16 protein-coding genes are annotated in these 16,875 nt (G+C 73.5%); 2 read left to right on the forward strand and 14 right to left on the reverse strand.

Translation table 11 applies throughout. The features are described from left to right. Positions 1–22 precede the first annotated feature (22 nt). Entirely contained in the window at positions 23–1,543 is a 1,521-nt protein-coding gene (locus ACL02R_RS26420; protein WP_412799478.1) for a hypothetical protein, read from the reverse strand. Between the two features lie 295 nt (positions 1,544–1,838). Between ACL02R_RS26420 and ACL02R_RS26425 the strand changes: the two genes are divergently transcribed. Continuing rightward, positions 1,839–2,522, forward strand: a complete 684-nt coding sequence (locus ACL02R_RS26425; protein WP_412799479.1) for a bifunctional DNA primase/polymerase — start codon at positions 1,839–1,841, stop codon at positions 2,520–2,522. A gap of 96 nt (positions 2,523–2,618) precedes the next feature. Here ACL02R_RS26425 and ftsY read toward each other — a convergent pair whose 3' ends face one another. The 5 genes from ftsY to ACL02R_RS26450 all read right to left on the reverse strand — a co-directional run bounded on the left by ftsY (position 2,619) and on the right by ACL02R_RS26450 (position 10,139). Then, positions 2,619–3,821 carry a signal recognition particle-docking protein FtsY gene (gene ftsY, locus ACL02R_RS26430; RefSeq protein WP_412799480.1) on the reverse strand — a complete coding sequence of 401 codons (1,203 nt, stop codon included), beginning with the start codon at positions 3,819–3,821 and terminating at the stop codon, positions 2,619–2,621. A 77-nt stretch (positions 3,822–3,898) separates the two neighbouring features. Continuing rightward, entirely contained in the window at positions 3,899–5,320 is a 1,422-nt protein-coding gene (locus ACL02R_RS26435) for a sugar porter family MFS transporter (protein ID WP_412799481.1), read from the reverse strand. Between the two features lie 173 nt (positions 5,321–5,493). Then, on the reverse strand, positions 5,494–9,051 hold the full coding sequence (gene smc, locus ACL02R_RS26440) for a chromosome segregation protein SMC (RefSeq protein ID WP_412799482.1): 3,558 nt from the start codon (positions 9,049–9,051) through the stop codon (positions 5,494–5,496). A gap of 237 nt (positions 9,052–9,288) precedes the next feature. Continuing rightward, positions 9,289–9,495, reverse strand: a complete 207-nt coding sequence (locus tag ACL02R_RS26445) for a hypothetical protein (protein ID WP_362968231.1) — start codon at positions 9,493–9,495, stop codon at positions 9,289–9,291. A 332-nt stretch (positions 9,496–9,827) separates the two neighbouring features. Next, positions 9,828–10,139, reverse strand: coding sequence for an acylphosphatase (locus tag ACL02R_RS26450; protein WP_412799483.1), 312 nt, complete (start codon positions 10,137–10,139; stop codon positions 9,828–9,830). 211 nt (positions 10,140–10,350) lie between these two features. Between ACL02R_RS26450 and ACL02R_RS26455 the strand changes: the two genes are divergently transcribed. Continuing rightward, entirely contained in the window at positions 10,351–11,175 is an 825-nt protein-coding gene (locus ACL02R_RS26455; protein ID WP_412799484.1) for a CAP domain-containing protein, read from the forward strand. A 17-nt stretch (positions 11,176–11,192) separates the two neighbouring features. Here the strand turns inward: ACL02R_RS26455 and mutM are convergent, their stop codons facing one another. The 8 genes from mutM to ACL02R_RS26495 all read right to left on the reverse strand — a co-directional run bounded on the left by mutM (position 11,193) and on the right by ACL02R_RS26495 (position 16,814). Continuing rightward, positions 11,193–12,047: a bifunctional DNA-formamidopyrimidine glycosylase/DNA-(apurinic or apyrimidinic site) lyase gene (mutM, locus tag ACL02R_RS26460; protein WP_362968225.1), complete on the reverse strand. Its 855-nt coding sequence runs from the start codon at positions 12,045–12,047 to the stop codon at positions 11,193–11,195. Continuing rightward, entirely contained in the window at positions 12,040–12,855 is an 816-nt protein-coding gene (gene rnc / locus ACL02R_RS26465; protein ID WP_412799485.1) for a ribonuclease III, read from the reverse strand. The genes mutM and rnc overlap by 8 nt, the downstream gene beginning before the upstream one ends. 19 nt (positions 12,856–12,874) lie before the next feature. Then, a complete protein-coding gene (gene rpmF, locus ACL02R_RS26470; RefSeq protein WP_052852033.1) occupies positions 12,875–13,048 on the reverse strand; it encodes a 50S ribosomal protein L32 in 174 nt (57 codons plus the stop codon). A gap of 121 nt (positions 13,049–13,169) precedes the next feature. Beyond that, entirely contained in the window at positions 13,170–13,742 is a 573-nt protein-coding gene (locus tag ACL02R_RS26475) for a YceD family protein (protein WP_412799486.1), read from the reverse strand. Between the two features lie 229 nt (positions 13,743–13,971). After that, the gene (locus ACL02R_RS26480; RefSeq protein ID WP_412799487.1) at positions 13,972–15,039 is read right to left on the reverse strand and encodes a cell division initiation protein; all 1,068 of its coding nucleotides are present in this window, start codon (positions 15,037–15,039) and stop codon (positions 13,972–13,974) included. Positions 15,040–15,109: 70 nt separating this feature from the next. Beyond that, positions 15,110–15,589: a pantetheine-phosphate adenylyltransferase gene (gene coaD / locus ACL02R_RS26485; RefSeq protein WP_362968217.1), complete on the reverse strand. Its 480-nt coding sequence runs from the start codon at positions 15,587–15,589 to the stop codon at positions 15,110–15,112. A gap of 50 nt (positions 15,590–15,639) precedes the next feature. Continuing rightward, complete coding sequence (gene rsmD, locus ACL02R_RS26490; RefSeq protein ID WP_412799488.1) at positions 15,640–16,227, reverse strand: 16S rRNA (guanine(966)-N(2))-methyltransferase RsmD; 588 nt, start codon at positions 16,225–16,227, stop codon at positions 15,640–15,642. 98 nt (positions 16,228–16,325) lie between these two features. Next, positions 16,326–16,814 carry a DUF6227 family protein gene (locus ACL02R_RS26495; RefSeq protein WP_412799489.1) on the reverse strand — a complete coding sequence of 163 codons (489 nt, stop codon included), beginning with the start codon at positions 16,812–16,814 and terminating at the stop codon, positions 16,326–16,328. Positions 16,815–16,875 lie beyond the last annotated feature (61 nt).

Genomic DNA, 16,875 nt, shown 5'->3' on the forward strand with positions numbered 1-16,875 from the left:
GCGGGTGGGGGGAACGGGCGCGTCAGACCGCCCGGACGGCCGAATTCGCGGGCGGTTGCGCCCCGAACACGGCTGCGCCGTCCCGTACCTCGGGGACGTCGCCGAAGTCGCGCTGCGCCGCCGCGTACGTCTTGCGGAGCCGGTCGTTGACGCGCTCGGACCGGAGCCGACCGGCCAGTTCCGCCGCCTCGCTCGCCTGCGCCGCGAACGCCTCGGGCTCCCTCTCCAGCAGGTGCACCGTCGCCATCCCGATGAGGTTGAGTGCATACGAACGGTGGTGCGCCCCGCCGGGGTTCCGCTCGCGCTCCTCGCCGAAGAGCGCGACCGCCCGTTCGAGATGCGGCCTGGCGCGCGTCACATAGGTGGGGCTGCGTCCGGCCACATAGGAGAGGTCGCGGTACGAGTGGCCGTTCTCCGCGTTCAGCTCGGCCTCGGAGAAGAAGCCGATCCAGTCCGGGTCCCGCTCGTCCGCCCCGATCTGGCCGAACGTCTCCTCCGCCATCCGCACCGCGCGGTGGCACTTGGCGGGCTGCCCCTGCGTCGCGTACGCGCGGGCCTCCATCGCGTACAGCATGGCCTGCGTCCGCGAGGTCGCCGTGTCGCGGCTGCCGTACTGGGCGAGGTGCACCAGTTCGAGGGCGTCGTCGCCCCGGCCGAGGTGGATCATCTGCCGGCACATCTTGGACAGGATGTACGCGCCGAGCGGCCGGTCGTCCGCCTCCTTCGCGGCGTGCAGGGCGAGCACGAAGTACTTCTGCGCCGTCGGCTGGAGCCCGATGTCGTAGCTCATCCACCCGGCCAGCTCCGCCAGCTCGGCGGTGACCCGGAACAGCCTGCGGCGCACCGGCTCCGGGTGCGACTCGGCGAGCAGGTCGGTGACCTCGTGCAGCTGCCCGACCACGGCCTTGCGCCGCAGGCCGCCGCCGCTCTGCGCGTCCCAGCGCCGGAACTGGGCGGTCGTCTCCTCCAGCACGGCCAGCTCCGGTTCGGAGATCCCGGACAGGCGGCGCGCCTCGCCCCGGCCGCCGCCCGCGACCGTCAGGAGCCGCGCCCCCGGCAGCGGCTCGCCGTCCGTGGGCGTGGGGACGAGCCACCGCTGCATGGGCTCTATCAGCGCGGGCCCCGCCGACATGGTGAGGGCCGTGCCGAGGAAGCCGCGGCGGCCGAGCATGAGGTCGCTGCGGGAGAACTCGTTGATCAGCGCCACGGTCTGCGGCCCGGCCCATGGCAGGTCGATGCCGGAGACGGCGGCCGGCTGGCGCGCGGAGCGCAGCCCCAGGTCCTCCACGCCGACGACGCAGCCGAACCGCTCGGAGAACAGCTCGGCGAGGATGCGCGGGATCGGCTCGCGCGGCTGCTCGCCGTCGAGCCAGCGCCGTACACGCGACGTGTCGGTGCTGATGTGGTGCGCGCCGAGCCGCCTGGCCCGCCGGTTCACCTGCCTGGCCAGCTCGCCCTTGGACCAGCCGCTGCGCTGGAACCACGAGGTGAGCCGCTCGTTCGGCGGTCTGACCTGACTGTCACCACTCGCGTTGACCCCCACGGTGTCACGCCCCCGTTCCGGGTGTTGTCGGACGTGCGGACTGTTGACGGCACGTCTACCGATGAACCGAAAGTAATCCTACGATCACGGTGCCGGTGAGGGGCAGCCCGTAAGCGCCACCATTCGCCACCCCTCCGCGTCCCCCTCATGCCCACCACGCGTGCTTCACCCGTGCGCGCACGCCGACCGCTTCGGGGAGGGTGAAGCACGCCGGGGGCGCACGTACGGCTACGCGCTCCCCCGGGGCGCCACCCCCGGGCCGTAACCATCGGCGGGGCGGCCCGTTGGAGAGTGCATGGGCTTCACGATCGGCGGCATCCGCGAGATCCGTGACCTGCGGCTCGCGGCCCGGCGGCCGGGCCCCGTCTCGACCGCCGTCGCCGAGTACACCGGTCTGCGGGGCTGGGACGTGACGCCCGGTGCCTGGACCACCCGGGGCGCGCAGCACGGCACGGTCGTCTGCTCCTGCGGCAGCCCCCGCTGCTCCTCCCCCGGCGCCCACCCCCTCGATCCCGGGCTCACCATCCCGGCGGGCGCGACGCTCGACCACGTCGGCTGCTCCTGGGTGCCCGGCGCGTCCGTGCTGCTGCCCACCGGCCACAGCTTCGACGTCCTCGACGCCCCCGCCCCCGCCGCCCGCCGCGCCCTCCCCCGGCTGGAACGGCTCGGCCTGCCCATGGGTCCCGTCGCCCTGGCGCCGCACGGCCGCGCCTGGTTCTTCGTCGCGCCCGGCAGCACCGCCGAACTGCCCGCCCTGCTGCGCCGCCTGGGCTGGGCCGACGCGCCGCTCGATCTTCGCGGGCTCGGCCCCGGACGGCACATCACGGCGCCGCCGTCCGACCACGGCGGCCACGGCCCGGTGCGCTGGCTGCGCGCGCCGGGCACGGACACCGCGATCGCGCCGCCCACCACCCGGCTGCTGCTGGGCGCCCTCGCCTACACCTGCGTCTCCCTCACCTCGCTGACCCGCCGCACCTGACCCCGCTCGTATACGGCAGCCGCCCGTACGTGCGACGGCCCCGGCCCGGTCTCCCCAGGCCGGGGCCGTCCCCGGAACGTGACGCACCGGCGCGCGTCAGGCAAGCAGCGCGTCCACGAACGCCTCCGGCTCGAACGGCGCGAGGTCGTCCGGCCCCTCGCCGAGCCCGATCAGCTTGACCGGGACCCCCAGCTCCCGCTGCACCGCGACGACGATGCCGCCCTTGGCCGTGCCGTCCAGCTTGGTGAGCGCGATGCCGGTGATGTCCACGACCTCCGAGAACACCCGGGCCTGCACCAGCCCGTTCTGCCCGGTGGTGGCGTCGAGGACGAGCAGCACCTCGTTGACCGGCCCGTGCTTCTCCACGACCCGCTTGACCTTGCCCAGCTCGTCCATCAGACCGGTCTTGGTGTGCAGCCGCCCGGCGGTGTCCACGAGGACGACGTCCGCCGTCTCCGCGATGCCGTGCCGCACGGCCTCGAACGCGACCGACGCCGGGTCGCCGCCCTCGGGGCCGCGCACGGTGCGCGCGCCGACCCGTTCGCCCCAGGTCTGGAGCTGCTCGGCGGCGGCGGCGCGGAACGTGTCGGCCGCGCCGAGGACCACGGACTTCCCGTCCGCCACCAGGACGCGCGCCAGCTTGCCGGTCGTCGTCGTCTTCCCCGTCCCGTTGACGCCGACGACGAGGACGACCGCCGGGCGCTCCTCGCCCTCGACGGAGACCCCGCCCTCGGTGTGCACCACGCGGTCGAGGTCGGGCCCGACCAGGGTGAGCAGCTCCTCGCGCAGCAGGGACCGCAGGTCCTCCGGCGTGCGCGTGCCGAGGACGCGCACGCGCTCGCGCAGCCGCTCCACCAGCTCCTGCGTCGGGCGGACGCCGACGTCGGCGGTCAGCAGGGTGTCCTCGATCTCCTCCCAGGTCTCCTCGTCGAGCCGCTCGCGCGACAGCAGGGTCAGCAGCCCCTTGCCCAGGGTGTTCTGCGAACGGGCCAGCCGCGCCCGCAGCCGTACGAGGCGCCCGGCGGCGGGCTCGGGCACCTCGACCGGCGGCGCCTCGGCCTCGGCCTCGACGGCGGGCGGCGAGGTCCCCGGCGGGAGGACGACGTCCTCGATGGTGCGCCGCGCCTCGTCGGGCGGCGCCTGCGAGTCCTCGCCGACCTGCGGCTCCGCGGGCGGCGCGGTGGGCGTGGGCCGCTCGCCCGGGGGCGCCGTACCGGCGCCGCGACCGCGCACGAGGAACGCCGCGATCGCGGCGACGGCGACCACGGCGATGACTACGACAAGGATGAGGATGTCCATCGATTCCCTTGGATGCTGCCTGTAGGAGGTGGGTGCCGGGCGACCCCAAGTATTGCCGACGCCGCCCGGCGCGGGGGTCAGCCCATCTCCTCCAGCGCCTTGCCCTTGGTCTCGCGGACCCAGATGAGCAGGAACGGGATGGTCAGCAGCGCGATACAGGTGTAGATGACGTACGCGCCCGACAGGTTCCAGTCCGAGAGGGTCGGGAAGCTCTGGGTGACGGCCCAGTTCGCGATCCACTGGGCGGACGCGGCGACGCCGAGCGCGGCGGCCCGGATCCGGTTGGGGAACATCTCGCCGAGCAGCACCCAGACGACCACGCCCCACGACAGGGCGAAGAAGAGCACGAACGCGTGCGCCCCGATCAGCGCCACGGTGCCCTCGGTGTCGGGCAGCGAGATGTCGTCACCCGAGCCGCGCTTGGCGGAGAACGCCCACGCGGTGGTGCCCAGCGAGACGGCCATGCCGATCGAGCCGATGAGCAGCAGCGGTCTCCGCCCGATCCTGTCCACGAAGAGCATGGCGATGATCGTGCCGATGATGTTGATGATCGAGGTGGTGAAGGAGTAGAAGAACGAGCTCTCGGGGTCGATGCCCACCGACTGCCACAGCGAGTTCGAGTAGTAGAAGATCACATTGATGCCGACGAGCTGCTGGAACGCCGACAGGGCGATGCCGATCCAGACGATGGGCAGCAGCCCGGTGCGCCTGCTGATCAGGTCGCGCCAGCTGGAGCTGTGCTCCGTGTGCAGGGCCCGGTCGATCTCGCGGACCCGGGCGTCCAGGTCGGTCCCCTTGGCCTCCACGTCGTGGAGCACCCGCTTGGCGTCCTCCGTCCGGCCGCGCGACACGAGGTAGCGCGGCGACTCGGGGATGCCGAACGTCATCAGCCCGTAGACCAGCGCGGGGACGGCCTCGATGCCCAGCATCAGCTGCCACGCCTCGATGCCGAGCAGGTGGCCGCGCTGGTCGCCGTCGGCCAGGTTCACCAGGAACCAGTTGACGAGCTGCGACACCGCGATGCCCAGCACGATCGCCGCCTGCTGGAACGAGGCGAGCCGTCCGCGGTACTCGGGCGGGGACACCTCGGCGATGTACGCCGGCGCGATCACCGAGGCCATGCCGATGGCGACGCCGCCGACGGTGCGCCAGACAGCGAGGTCCCAGAGGGCGAAGGGCAGCATCGACCCGATGCCGCTGACGAGGAAGAGGAACGCGGCGAGCTGCATCACCCGGATGCGGCCGATCCGGTCCGCGAGCCGCCCCGCGATCAGCGCGCCCACCGCCGCGCCGAGCAGCGCGATGGCGACGACCGTGCCGAGACGCCCCGAGGAGACGTCGAACCGCCCGCGGATGCCCTCGACCGCGCCGTTGATCACCGAGCTGTCGTAGCCGAAGAGGAATCCGCCGAGCGCGGCGGTGGCGGCGATGAAGATGACGAACGTGAGATGGGGCGGGCGCCTCGGGGCTTCCGTACCGGGTTTCGAGGTCGAGGTCACGCTTCCCTCCAGGTTCCGTCCGACGGCATCGCCTGCCGTCTTCCCCGGCTCGCGTGGATCACCGATCCGGCTGCGGGTTCGAGGGTCGGCCGCACTCTCCGGGCGGGACAGTGTGCCCGAAGTCACATTACGCCGGAGAAAGGGGTATTTCACCCGCTGGCTCTCCGGCCGGGTCAGGACAGGCGCTGGCTGATGACCTTCGACACGCCGTCGCCCTGCATGGACACGCCGTACAGCGCGTCCGCGACCTCCATCGTCCGCTTCTGGTGCGTGATGACGATGAGCTGGGAGCTGCCCTTCAGCTCCTCCATGATCCGGATGAGCCGCTGGAGGTTGGTGTCGTCGAGCGCGGCCTCGACCTCGTCCATGACGTAGAACGGGCTCGGCCGCGCCTTGAAGATCGACACCAGCAGCGCCACCGCGGTGAGCGACCGCTCGCCGCCGGAGAGCAACGAGAGCCGCTTCACCTTCTTGCCGGGCGGCCTCGCCTCCACCTCCACGCCGGTGGTCAGCATGTCGGACGGGTCGGTGAGCAGCAGCCTGCCCTCGCCGCCGGGGAAGAGCCGCGAGAACACGCCCTCGAACTCGCGCGCCGTGTCGTGGTAGGCGGCGGTGAAGACCTGCTCCACCCGCTCGTCCACCTCCTTCACCACCTGGAGGAGGTCGGCCCTGGTCTTCCTCAGGTCGGCCAGCTGCTCGCTGAGGAACTGGTGCCGTTCCTCCAGCGCGGCGAACTCCTCCAGGGCCAGCGGGTTCACCTTGCCCAGCTGCTTGTACGCGCGTTCCGCCGCCCGCAGCCGCTTCTCCTGCCCCGCGCGGTCGAAGGGCCGCGGCCGGTTGCGCGGGTGGTCCGGGTCGTCCGGCAGCTCCTCGCCCTCGGCGGGCGGCGAGGGCGGTACGGGCTGGTCGGGGCCGTACTCGCGGACCAGCACGTCCGGGTCGACGCCCAGCTCCTCCAGCGCGCGGGCTTCGAGCTGCTCGATGCGCAGCCGCTTCTCCGCCCCCATGACCTCGCCGCGGTGCACCGAGTCGGTGAGTTTGTCCAGCTCGTCCTTGAGCCCGCGGCCGGCCGAGCGCTCGGCGGCGAGCGCCTCCTCCCGTTCCGCCTTGGCACGCTCGGCGGCGTCCCGTTCGGCGGCGGCGCGGGCGACGGACGCCTCGGCGTGGGCGAGCAGCTGCCGCGCGCCGTCCGCGACGGCGGCGGCGACCTCGGCCTCGTACCGCATACGGGCGCGGCGCCGCTCGGCGCGGACGCGAGCCTCCCGTTCGGCGCGGGCCGCGCGGTCGAGCCCCTCGGCGCGCCCGGCGAGCCCGCGCACCCGCTCCTCGTGGGTGCGGACCTGGAGCCTCGCCTCCATCTCGGTCTGCCGGGCGTTGGCGCCGTCGGCGGCGAGCCGGTCGCGGACCGACGTGTCCGGCTCCTCGTCCGCGTCGGCGCCCTCCTCGGCGGTGGCGAGACGTTCCGCCAGTTCCTCGGCCTGCTCGACCGCGCGGGCCAGCTCCTCCTCGGCCCGGGTGACGGCGGCGGCGGCGCGTTCGGCCTCGCCCGCCGCGCCCCTGGCCTGCCCCGCGAGGCGGCCGAGGTCCTGGGCGACGCGGGACTTGGCACGTTCGGCCGCGCTGCGGCGCCCGGCCAGCTCCTCCACCCGGGCGGCGAGCGCGCGGCGCCGCTCCCCCGCCGCCTCGGACACGGCGGCCAGCTCGGCGCAGCGGGTGGTCAGTTCCCGCAGTTCGGCGGCCGCCTCGTCCACCGACGCCTGCACCTCCAGCAGGCTGGGCGCGCCCGCCGAGCCGCCGTGCGCGAGGTGGCGGGAGACGACGTCGCCCTCGCCGGTCACGGCGGTGAGGTCCGGGCGCGCGGTGAGCAGGGTGAGGGCCTCGTCCAGCGACTCGACCACGACGGTGTCACGCAGCAGGCGGCGGACGGCCGGCATGAGGTCGGCCGGGCCGCGTACGAGATCGGCGGCGCGGGAGAGCCCGTCCTCCGGCGCGGGGGCGGCGGGCTCGTCCGGCATGCCGCCGAGCAGCAGCGCGGCGCGTCCGGCGTCCTGTTTGCGCAGCAGCCGCAGCGCCTCGGCGGCGGCGGCCGGGCCGTCCACGGCGATCGCGTCGGCGGCGGCGCCGAGGGCCGCGGCGACGGGCACCTCGTGGCCCGGGACGACGGTGAGCAGTTCGGCGGCGGGGCCGAGGACGCCGGCGAGCCGGTCGCCCGCGGACAGCAGCGCGCCGGTGCCGTCCTTGCGGCGCAGGCCGAGGGCGAGGGCGTCGTGGCGGGCGGAGACGGCGGCGCGTTCGCGCTCGGCGGTGGTCAGGGCGTCGCGGGCGCGGGCGCGTCCGGCCTCGGCGGCGGCCAGTTCGGCGCGGGCGGCCTCGTGCTCGCGCTCCAGCGCGGAGTCGCCCGCGTCCAGCCCTTCCACCTCGGCGCGCAGGGCCTCGTACTCCTCGCCCGCGTGCTCGGCGCGTTCGGCGGCCTCGTCACGGGCGGTGGCCAGCCGGTCGATCTGCGTCTGCGCCGAGGCCGCCCTGCTGCGCGCGGCGTTGGCCTGGCCGTGGAGGCGCGCGAGCCCTTCGCGGCGGTCGGCGAGGGCGCGGGCGGCGTCCTTGAGGCGGCGCTCCTCCTGGGCCAGGGCACGTTCGAGTCCGGCGCGGTGGTCCACGGTGTCGTCCAGGGCCCGGGACGCCGCTTCGAGCGCGGCGGTCAGCTCGGCCTCCTGCGCGCGGACACGGGCCGCCTCCCGCTCCATGTCCTCGGGGTCGCGGCCGCGCCGCTCCTCGGGCGCCCCGGCGGCGGCGCTGGTGACGCGGGCGTCGGCGAGCCCGATCGTGCCCCGCACACGCTCGGCGAGCTGGGACAGCTCGTACCAGGTGGCCGTGGCGCGCTGGACGCGCGGGGCCAGCAGGCGCACCTCGGCCTCCAGTTCGGCCTCGCGGCGCAGGGCCTCCCGCAGCCGGGCCTCGGCCTCCTCCTTGCGCTGCTTGAGCGCGGCCTCGTCGGCGATCTCGGCGCTGAGCGCGGCGCGCTGCCCGACGAGGTCGTCGGCGAGCAGCCGCAGGCGGGCGTCGCGCAGGTCGGCCTGGATGACGGCGGCCTTGCGGGCGACGGCGGCCTGGCGGCCGAGCGGCTTGAGCTGGCGGCGCAGCTCGTCACTGAGGTCCTGGACGCGCGCGAGGTTCGCCTGCATCGCGTCCAGCTTGCGCAGCGCCTTCTCCTTGCGCTTGCGGTGCTTGAGGACACCGGCGGCCTCCTCGATGAACGCGCGGCGGCCGGTGGGGTCGGCGTGCAGCACCGAGTCGAGGCGGCCCTGACCGACGATGACGTGCATCTCGCGGCCGATGCCGGAGTCGGAGAGGAGTTCCTGGACGTCGAGGAGGCGGCAGGTGTTGCCGTTGATCTGGTACTCGCTGCCGCCGTTGCGGAACATCGTCCGCGTCACCGTGACCTCGGTGTACTCGATGGGCAGGGCGCCGTCGGTGTTGTCGATCGTCAGCGACACCTCGGCGCGGCCGAGCGGCGGGCGGCCGGTGGTGCCGGCGAAGATGACGTCCTCCATCTTCCCGCCACGCAGGGATTTCGCGCCCTGTTCCCCCATGACCCAGGAAAGCGCGTCCACCACATTGGACTTGCCCGACCCGTTCGGCCCGACCACACAGGTGATGCCGGGCTCGAAGCGCAGCGTGGTGGCCGAGGCGAAGGACTTGAACCCCCGCAGGGTGAGGCTCTTGAGATGCACGCCGTGCGACTTTACCCGCCGGTTGTCCGTCCCCGGCTGTTTCGACGCGTCGGATGCAGGGCAGATCAGAGTCAGCACGTACGGCAATGGGGCGGGAGGCGGTTTCTCGAAGCCCGGTTTCCTGCGACTCGATCTCTCCGTGGCCGGTCTCTTCCGGAAATGACGAAGGGACGCCGAAGCGTCCCTCGCATATTCCGCAGGCGTCGAGCCGCGAGCGGCCTGTCCTCGCCGTTGAGGTCAGGTCAGGGCGGGCTCAGCCTGGGGCACATCGATGTTGTCGAGCACCGAGTCGCCGTGTCGAGCGGCGGCAGCCAGCGCGTCGTTCTCCGCCTGAACCCGGAGGAGCTGCGTCTCCAGGTCCTGTACGCGCTGCTGAAGCCGTCGCATCTCGGCGATGACTCGGGGGTCGAAGCCGCCGATGTGACCGAGAAGCGCCTTTGCCATGATGGATGGTCCTCCACACTGAGTGACCGACCGAAGCCGTTGGTAGGTCGTGAGGGTTGACTGCCGCGACGTCCGCCACACCCTGCTTTCGCGAGGCCGCACAGCGGAGAAGCGCGGGACTTTCAGCGTCTCACCAAAAAGTGGGACGGTCAACACGATCACACCGCGTATCGCCGAGGTGATCATTCACTCGGCGTCCTATGGCGGTTCTCGATCACTTTCGATCTCTCGCGGCGGCTCCGCCCCTATGCCGCTGGTGGCGGCAGCCTTGCACGTCGGAGCGGTGTTGGCAACCCGTTTCCGGCACTTTCCCGACCACGGCGCGAGGCCGCTCACCGGATCGCGAAATCCGGATAGCCGCCACGCGGTGTGTCCCATATCTCGGTGACACCGTCCACGCGTCCGGGCGTGTCGCCCTCCCTGAGCCAGTCGAGCAGCCGCGCGCACTTCTCCCGGCTGCCCTCGGCGACCACCTGCACCCGCCCGTCCCCCAGATTCGAGGCAAATCCCCGCAGGTCACCGATGGCCAGCGCCTGCGCACGGGTGAACCAGCGGAATCCGACGCCCTGGACATGACCGCGCACCCACGCGGTCATCCGTACGGTCCCGGAGCCCTGCTCCGGCGGGGGTGCTGAGGACTGCATGTGACGCACGCTATCCGGTGTTTTCCCCGTGGGACACCTCCGCCGACCGGGCCATGCCGTACAGTCACGCGATGAGCATTCATCCATTCGGGTGAATTTGGATCTTGGTTGGCCCTCGACGATGACAAGGACGGTGTTGCGCATGGGACGCCATCGCCGCCGCCGGAGCCACGCGCGTACCGGCCTGATCGGCGCTTCCGCGGCTCTGGCCGTGGGTGCCGTGGGAGTCGGCAGCGGGCTGCTGCCTGGGATGGGAGACGCCCTCTCCCCCAGCGGCTCCCCCACCACCGATGACATCCGCGCCCAGGGGAACGTTCCCTCGGCTCCGGGCTCCGTGTCGCCCTCGCCGAACGGCTCGCTGTCGCCGCGCGAGCAGGCCACCGAGCCGGGCGCCAGCCGCGGTTCCGAGCGCAGCACGCTCGACAGCCGGGAGTCCCCCTCCGAGACGGCCACGACGCCGGAGGAGGAGGAGGACAGCCCCTCCGCGGAGGCACCGGAGACGACCGCGCCCGAGCGTACGGCGGAGCCGGAACGCACCGAGGAGGCCACGGCCCCCGAGCGCACCACGCCGCCGGCCGAGGAGGAGACCGAGGCTCCGGCCCCCGAGTCGCTCCGGCCCACGCCGAGCGAGGAGCCGAGCGCCCCCGCGACCGACGACAGGACCGCCGCCGTCCAGGCCGTGCTGGAACGGGTCAACGCGGAGCGCGCCGGAGCCGGCTGCCTGCCCCTGACGCTCGACCCCGCGCTCAACGCGCTCGCCGCCGGGTACAGCCAGGACATGGCCGCCCGCGGCTTCTTCGACCACACGGACCCCGACGGCCGCAGCCCCTGGGACCGTGCGGCCGCCGCCGGGATCGAGAGCATGGGCGGCGAGAACATAGCGCGCGGCCAGCAGGACGCCCAGGCGGTCATGGACGCCTGGATGGCCAGCGAGGGCCACCGCGACAACATCCTCAACTGCAACTTCACCACGATGGGCGTCGGCGTCCACTTCGGTGAAGGCGGTCCCTGGTGGACGCAGGTCTTCGGCTACTGAGCCGCGTCGGGGGTGCGTCAGAGGGAGCGCGGCGCCGGCTGACAGCGGGGGCAGAAGTAGCTCGACCTGTTCATCCACGGCCGCCGCCGCATCTCCGTGCCGCACCGGCGGCACGGCAGGCCCTCGCGGCCGTACGCGTCGAGCGAGCGGTCGAAGTAGCCGGACTCGCCGTTCACGTTGACGTAGAGGCTGTCGAAGCTGGTCCCGCCCACGGCCAGGGCCGCGTTCATCACCGCCCTGATGTGCCCGACGAGTTCGGCCGTCCGGGGGCGGGTGAGCCCGGCGGTCGGGCGGTCGTAGTGCAGCCGGGTGCGCCAGAGCGCCTCGTCGGCGTAGATGTTGCCGACACCGCTGATCAGCGACTGGTCGAGCAGAGCGCGCTTCACCGTCGTGCGGCGGCGGCGCAGCGCCGCGTGGAAGGCGTCCTCGTCGAACAGCGGGTCGAGCGGGTCGCGCGCGATGTGCCCGATGACGTCCGGCAGGCCGTCGGCGCCCACCGGGTGCAGCGACAGGCCGCCGAACGTCCGCTGGTCCACGAACCGCAGCTCGCCCCGCGCCGCGTCGTCGAACGTGATGCGGACCCGCAGGTGCTTCTCGTCCGGCGAGCCGTCCCGCTGCACGAGGAGCTGGCCGCTCATCCCGAGGTGGGCGAGCAGCGCCAGCTCCTCGCCCAGCGGCAGCCACAGGTACTTCCCACGCCGCCGCACGTCGGTGACGCGCACGCCGCGCAGCCGCTCGGCGAAGTCCACGGCCCCCGCGACATGGCGGCGGACGGCGCGCGGGTGCAGCACCTCGGCCGCCGTGACGACGCGGCCGCCGACCCACCGGTCGAGCCCGCGCCGTACGACCTCGACCTCGGGCAGCTCAGGCAACGGACGCCCCGCCGTCCTGCTCGCGGGCCGCCGCCTCGGCCGCCTCGGCCTCGGCCGCCGCACGCGCGGCGCGCTGGGCGTCGACGGAGGCGCGGATGGCGCGCCAGGCGTTCTCGGCCGCCTGCTGCTCGGCCTCCTTCTTGCTGCGGCCCGTGCCGGTGCCGTAGGTCTCGCCAGCGACACGGGCGGCAGCGGTGAAGGTCTTCTCGTGGTCGGGGCCGCTCTCCTCGATCACGTACTCGGGCACCCCGAGGCTCTCGGCGGCGCTCAGTTCCTGGAGACTCGTCTTCCAGTCGAGGCCCGCGCCGAGACTGGAGGAACGCTCGATCACCGGGTCGAACAGGCGGTGGACCAGCGCGTCGGCGGCGTCGAGCCCCTGGTCGAGGTAGACAGCGCCGATCACCGCCTCCAGCGTGTCCGCGAGGATCGACGCCTTGTCCCGGCCGCCCGTGCCCTCCTCGCCGCGCCCGAGCCGGACGAACGAGCCGAGGCCGAGCCCACGGGCCACCTCCGCGAGCGCCCGCGCCTGCACGACGGCGGCCCGCAGCTTGGCGAGCTGGCCCTCGGCGAGGTCGGGGTGCCTGCGGTACAGGGTGTCGGTGACGATCAGCCCGAGCACCGAGTCCCCGAGGAACTCAAGGCGCTCGTTGGTGGGCAGGCCGCCGTTCTCGTAGGCGTACGAGCGGTGCGTGAGCGCACGCGCCAGAAGGGCGGGCTCAAGCGTGTAGCCGAGCCGCCCTTCCAGAGTCGCGAGGGACGAGGCCGTGTCCTGGGACGCCTGGGGTTGCGACCTCCTGGCGTGTGACATGGAGCCCGTCACCCGCCGATCAGACCTCGACGACCTGACGGCGGTTGTACGTGCCGCAGTTGGCGCACGCGGTGTGCGGCAGCCTCGGCTCCTGGCAGCGCTCGCAACGCACCAGGTTCGGGACCGCAGCCTTCCACTGCGACCGGCGGTGGCGCGTGTTGCTGCGCGACATCTTCCGCTTCGGAACAGCCACGGCTACTTCTCCTGTGATCATCCCCGCTTCCGCGGGGGGCCTGTCTTGCTCGTCTCGCTGGTACTGCTGGTCGTACTGGTCCTGCGTGTCCTGCTGTCCTGCCGGCGCCGCCGACCCGGACCTAGCGGTCCGGACGCTCCGGGCCGTCGCCGGACTCCCCGGAGTCCGCCAGGTCCCGCAACGCCGCCCACCGGATGTCCACCGGGGCGTCGTGCCCGTGGTCCGGGTCCTGCGCGAGCAGGGCCCCGCACTCGGGGCAGAGCCCCGGGCAGTCCTCCTGGCACACGGGTTGCAGCGGCAGTGAGAGCACCACCGCGTCCCGCACCACCGGTTCGAGGTCGAACAGGTCGCCCTGGACGTACAGCGTCTCCTCGTCCTCCTCGTCGTCACCGGTCTCCGCGGGGCGGCGGCCGGTTCCCTCCGACTCGGGGTAGGAGAACATCTCCTGGAAGTCCGCCGTGACCTCGTCGGTCAGCGGCTCCAGACACCTTACGCACTCCCCCGCCAGCGGCGCGCGGGCGGTCCCCGTCACGAGGACGCCCTCCATGACGGACTCCATGCGCAGCTCGACCTCGATCCGCGCGTCCCCGGGGACCCCGATGACCTCGACCCCGAGATCGGCCGGTGCCGGAACGGTCCGGGAGACCCGTTTCATCGCACCGGGACGCCGCCCCAGTTCCCGTGTGTCGAACACGAGGGGGGCTCGGTGGTCCAGGAGGGCGTTCAGGGCCTTGTCGCTTTCTCGCGGATGGGGGCTGTGCGGTCGCCGTGCGCGCCGGTCCCCGACGCGTCTGGCGCGAGCGGGACCGGGCGGGCAGCCGCGTACACGGAGAGGTGACGCGGCCGAAGAGCCAGCATACGCCACGGGCCGCCGGGCACCCAATCGGCCGGATCGGGCCCGGGGCGGGGTGCGGCGGGCGGGTCTAGTGCCTGCCCTGCTGGTACCTGCGGATCTGCTCGGCGTCGATCATGCTCGTGTCGAAGAGGCTGGTCTCGTCGAGCGCGGTGGGCTGCTGGTGCTGCTGCTGGTCGTAGCCGTAGCCGGCGTTCTGCTGGGTGCCGTAGGGGTCCTGCTGCGGGTAGCCGCCGGAGCCGTAGGGGTCCTGGGCGTAGGTGTACGTGCCCGCGTACGGGTCCTGCTGGCCGTAGCCGCCGTCCTGGGGGTAGCCGCCCTGCTGGGCGGCGTACGCGTCGGCGGCGCCCGTGTCGTAACCGGCGGTCGCCGCCGCGGGTTCCGGCTGGTGCTGCCCCTGGTCGGTGACGGGCTGGTCCTGCTGCGGCTGGGCCATGCCGAGGTAGCCGTAGGTGTCCTGCTCGGCCCGCTGCTCGAAGTACGCGGCCGTCCGCGGCATGCCGCCGTCCGCCGCCTCCATGGCCTCCTGGGCGGCGACGTGCTCGGCCAGTTCGTCGATCGGCCGGTGGCCGGTGAGCTTCTGCCGCCCGCGGCCCACGGCTTCGAGGGTCTTGCGCAGGACCGCCTGGATCGCGCCGAACTGCGCCTCGACGTACGCGTCGGCGTTGGCGAGCAGCTCCCCCGGGTCGCCCCGGTCGCCGCCGAGGAGCTTGTCCCGGCCCCGGTCGACCGAGCCGATGGTCTTGCCGAGGACCACCTCGAAGTTGGCCAGTTTGCTGTCCACGTAGTCGTCGGCCTCGGCCTTGACCTCGGCGGCCTCCCGGCGGGCCTCGGCGAGGATGCGGGCCGCCTCGTCCTGGGCGCGCTGGACGACCTCGGTGTTCTCGACGAGCGTGCCGCGTTCCTCGTGCGCCGCCTCGACGATGCGGCGCGCCTCCTGCTGCGCGTCGGCGACGACCTGCTCGCGGTCGCCGAGCACCTCGCGCGCCTGGGCCAGCGAGCCGGGCAGGGCCTCGCGCACGTCTTCGAGCCGGTCGAGCAGGTCGGACCGGTTGATGACGCAGGACGCCGACATCGGCATGCCCTTGGCGCCGCGCACGGCCGCGACGATCTCGTCCAGTTTCTGGTTCACGTCCACGGAGCGACTGTACGGCCAACCGGCGCCCGCCGGGCAGCGTTTGCGCCGCGCGGGGGACGCGGCGGGCCGGTCAGCGCGCGTCGAGCTTGGCCCTGACCGCCCGCAGCACCGGTCCCGGGACCAGGTGGGAGACGTCGCCGCCCCAGGTCGCGACCTCCTTGACCAGGCTGGAGGAGAGGAAGCTGTAGACGGGGTTGGTGGGGATGAACAGCGTCTCGACGCCGGACAGGCCGTTGTTCATCTGGGCCATCTGCAACTCGTAGTCGAAGTCACTGACCGCGCGCAGGCCCTTCACGATGGCGGGGATGTCGCGCTGCTTGCAGTAGTCCACCAGCAGGCCGTGGTGGGACTCGACGACGACGTTGCCGTACTCGGTGGTGCACTCCTCGATGAGCGCGATGCGTTCCTCGACGGTGAACAGGCCCTGCTTGGACTTGTTCACCATCACGGCGACGTGCACGACGTCGTACAGCCGCGAGGCGCGGTCGACGATGTCGAGGTGGCCGTTGGTGACGGGGTCGAAGGACCCCGGACAGACTGCGCGGCGCAACGCTCTCTCCCCAATCCGGTTCTGCCGGTCCTGCCGGTTCTGCGGGCCGGTCATGACCGGCCGTCCACGTCGTGGTCGGTGGCCCGGCCGTACCAGAGGGTTCCCTCTCCGTAGCGGCGCGAACGCAGGGCCTCGAAACCGGGGGGCCAGGCGAACGGGCCGCCGCGCGTGGCGCGCTCGGCGGTGGCGAGCGCGCCGTCCGCGAGCCAGCCGCCGGTCAGCAGTGTGACGAGAATCTCGCCGAGCGCGGCGTCCGTCGTGGCGTAGGGCGGGTCGAGGAAGACCAGGTCGTACGGCTCGGCCGGGGGCGGCTCCGCGACGAGCTGCTCGGCGCGTGCGGTGCGCAGTTCGGCGCCCGGCAGGGCGAGGGCCCTGATGTTCTCCCTGATGGTGCGGGCGGCCCGGGGGTCGGACTCGGCCAGCAGGGCGTGGGCGGCGCCCCGGGACAGGGCTTCGAGGCCGACGGCCCCCGATCCGCCGTACAGGTCGAGGACCCGGGCGCCGGACAGGGGGCCGGACAGCGCCTCCCAGGTGGAGAAGAGCCCCTCGCGCGCCCGGTCGGAGGTGGGCCGGGTGCCGCCGCCCGGCGGCACGGCGAGCCGCCGTCCGCCCGCGGTCCCGGCGATCACGCGGGTCATGTGAGGGTCCTCGCAGTGCTGTGCGTCGTCGTGGCCGTCGCCAGGCCGTCCGTACGCCCACCACGCTATACGGGCCGGGGCGGGGGGAGCCTGCCGGGTCAGGCGGGGGTGTCGCCCCGGAGGGGGCGGGCGTGCCGCCTGGCGGCCCGTCCGGCGGCGCTCTCGTCGGGGTAGACCTCGCAGACGAGGCGGCCGTCGGGGGTCTGGTCGTGCTCCAGTTCGTAGAGGCACAGTTCGCTGTGGTCGGCGAGCAGGAAGGCGTGTGCGTAGACCGAGCACCAGCGGCCCGCGGACCGGCCGCCGGGCTCGGGCATGCGCTCGATGAGGTAGCCGCGGGCGGCGGCGAGGAGGCGCAGGGTCTCCTCGCCCGGCCGGTCCGGGTTGACGGCCCGGCGCAGCAGGCGCCTGGCGTGGTCGGACGAGTCGCGCCCCGGATAGTCGCGGCGCTCCGGATGGACGCGCGGGCCGGGGACCCGGCCGGCGGGTCCGCCGGCGGTCCGGGCCGGCGGGCCCTGGTGGAACAGCCACTCCAGCTCCTCCACCGAGGGGACGTCGTCCCCCGGCAGGGACTCTGGCTGATCGGTCATGCGGATTCCTCCCGGTTCGACGCGCCCTGACCCGGCTGCGGGGGCACACACCGTAGTGCCC

It is taken from the genome of Streptomyces sp. MS19, from assembly GCF_047200595.1.
In the GTDB taxonomy this organism is placed as follows: Bacteria; Actinomycetota; Actinomycetes; order Streptomycetales; family Streptomycetaceae; genus Streptomyces.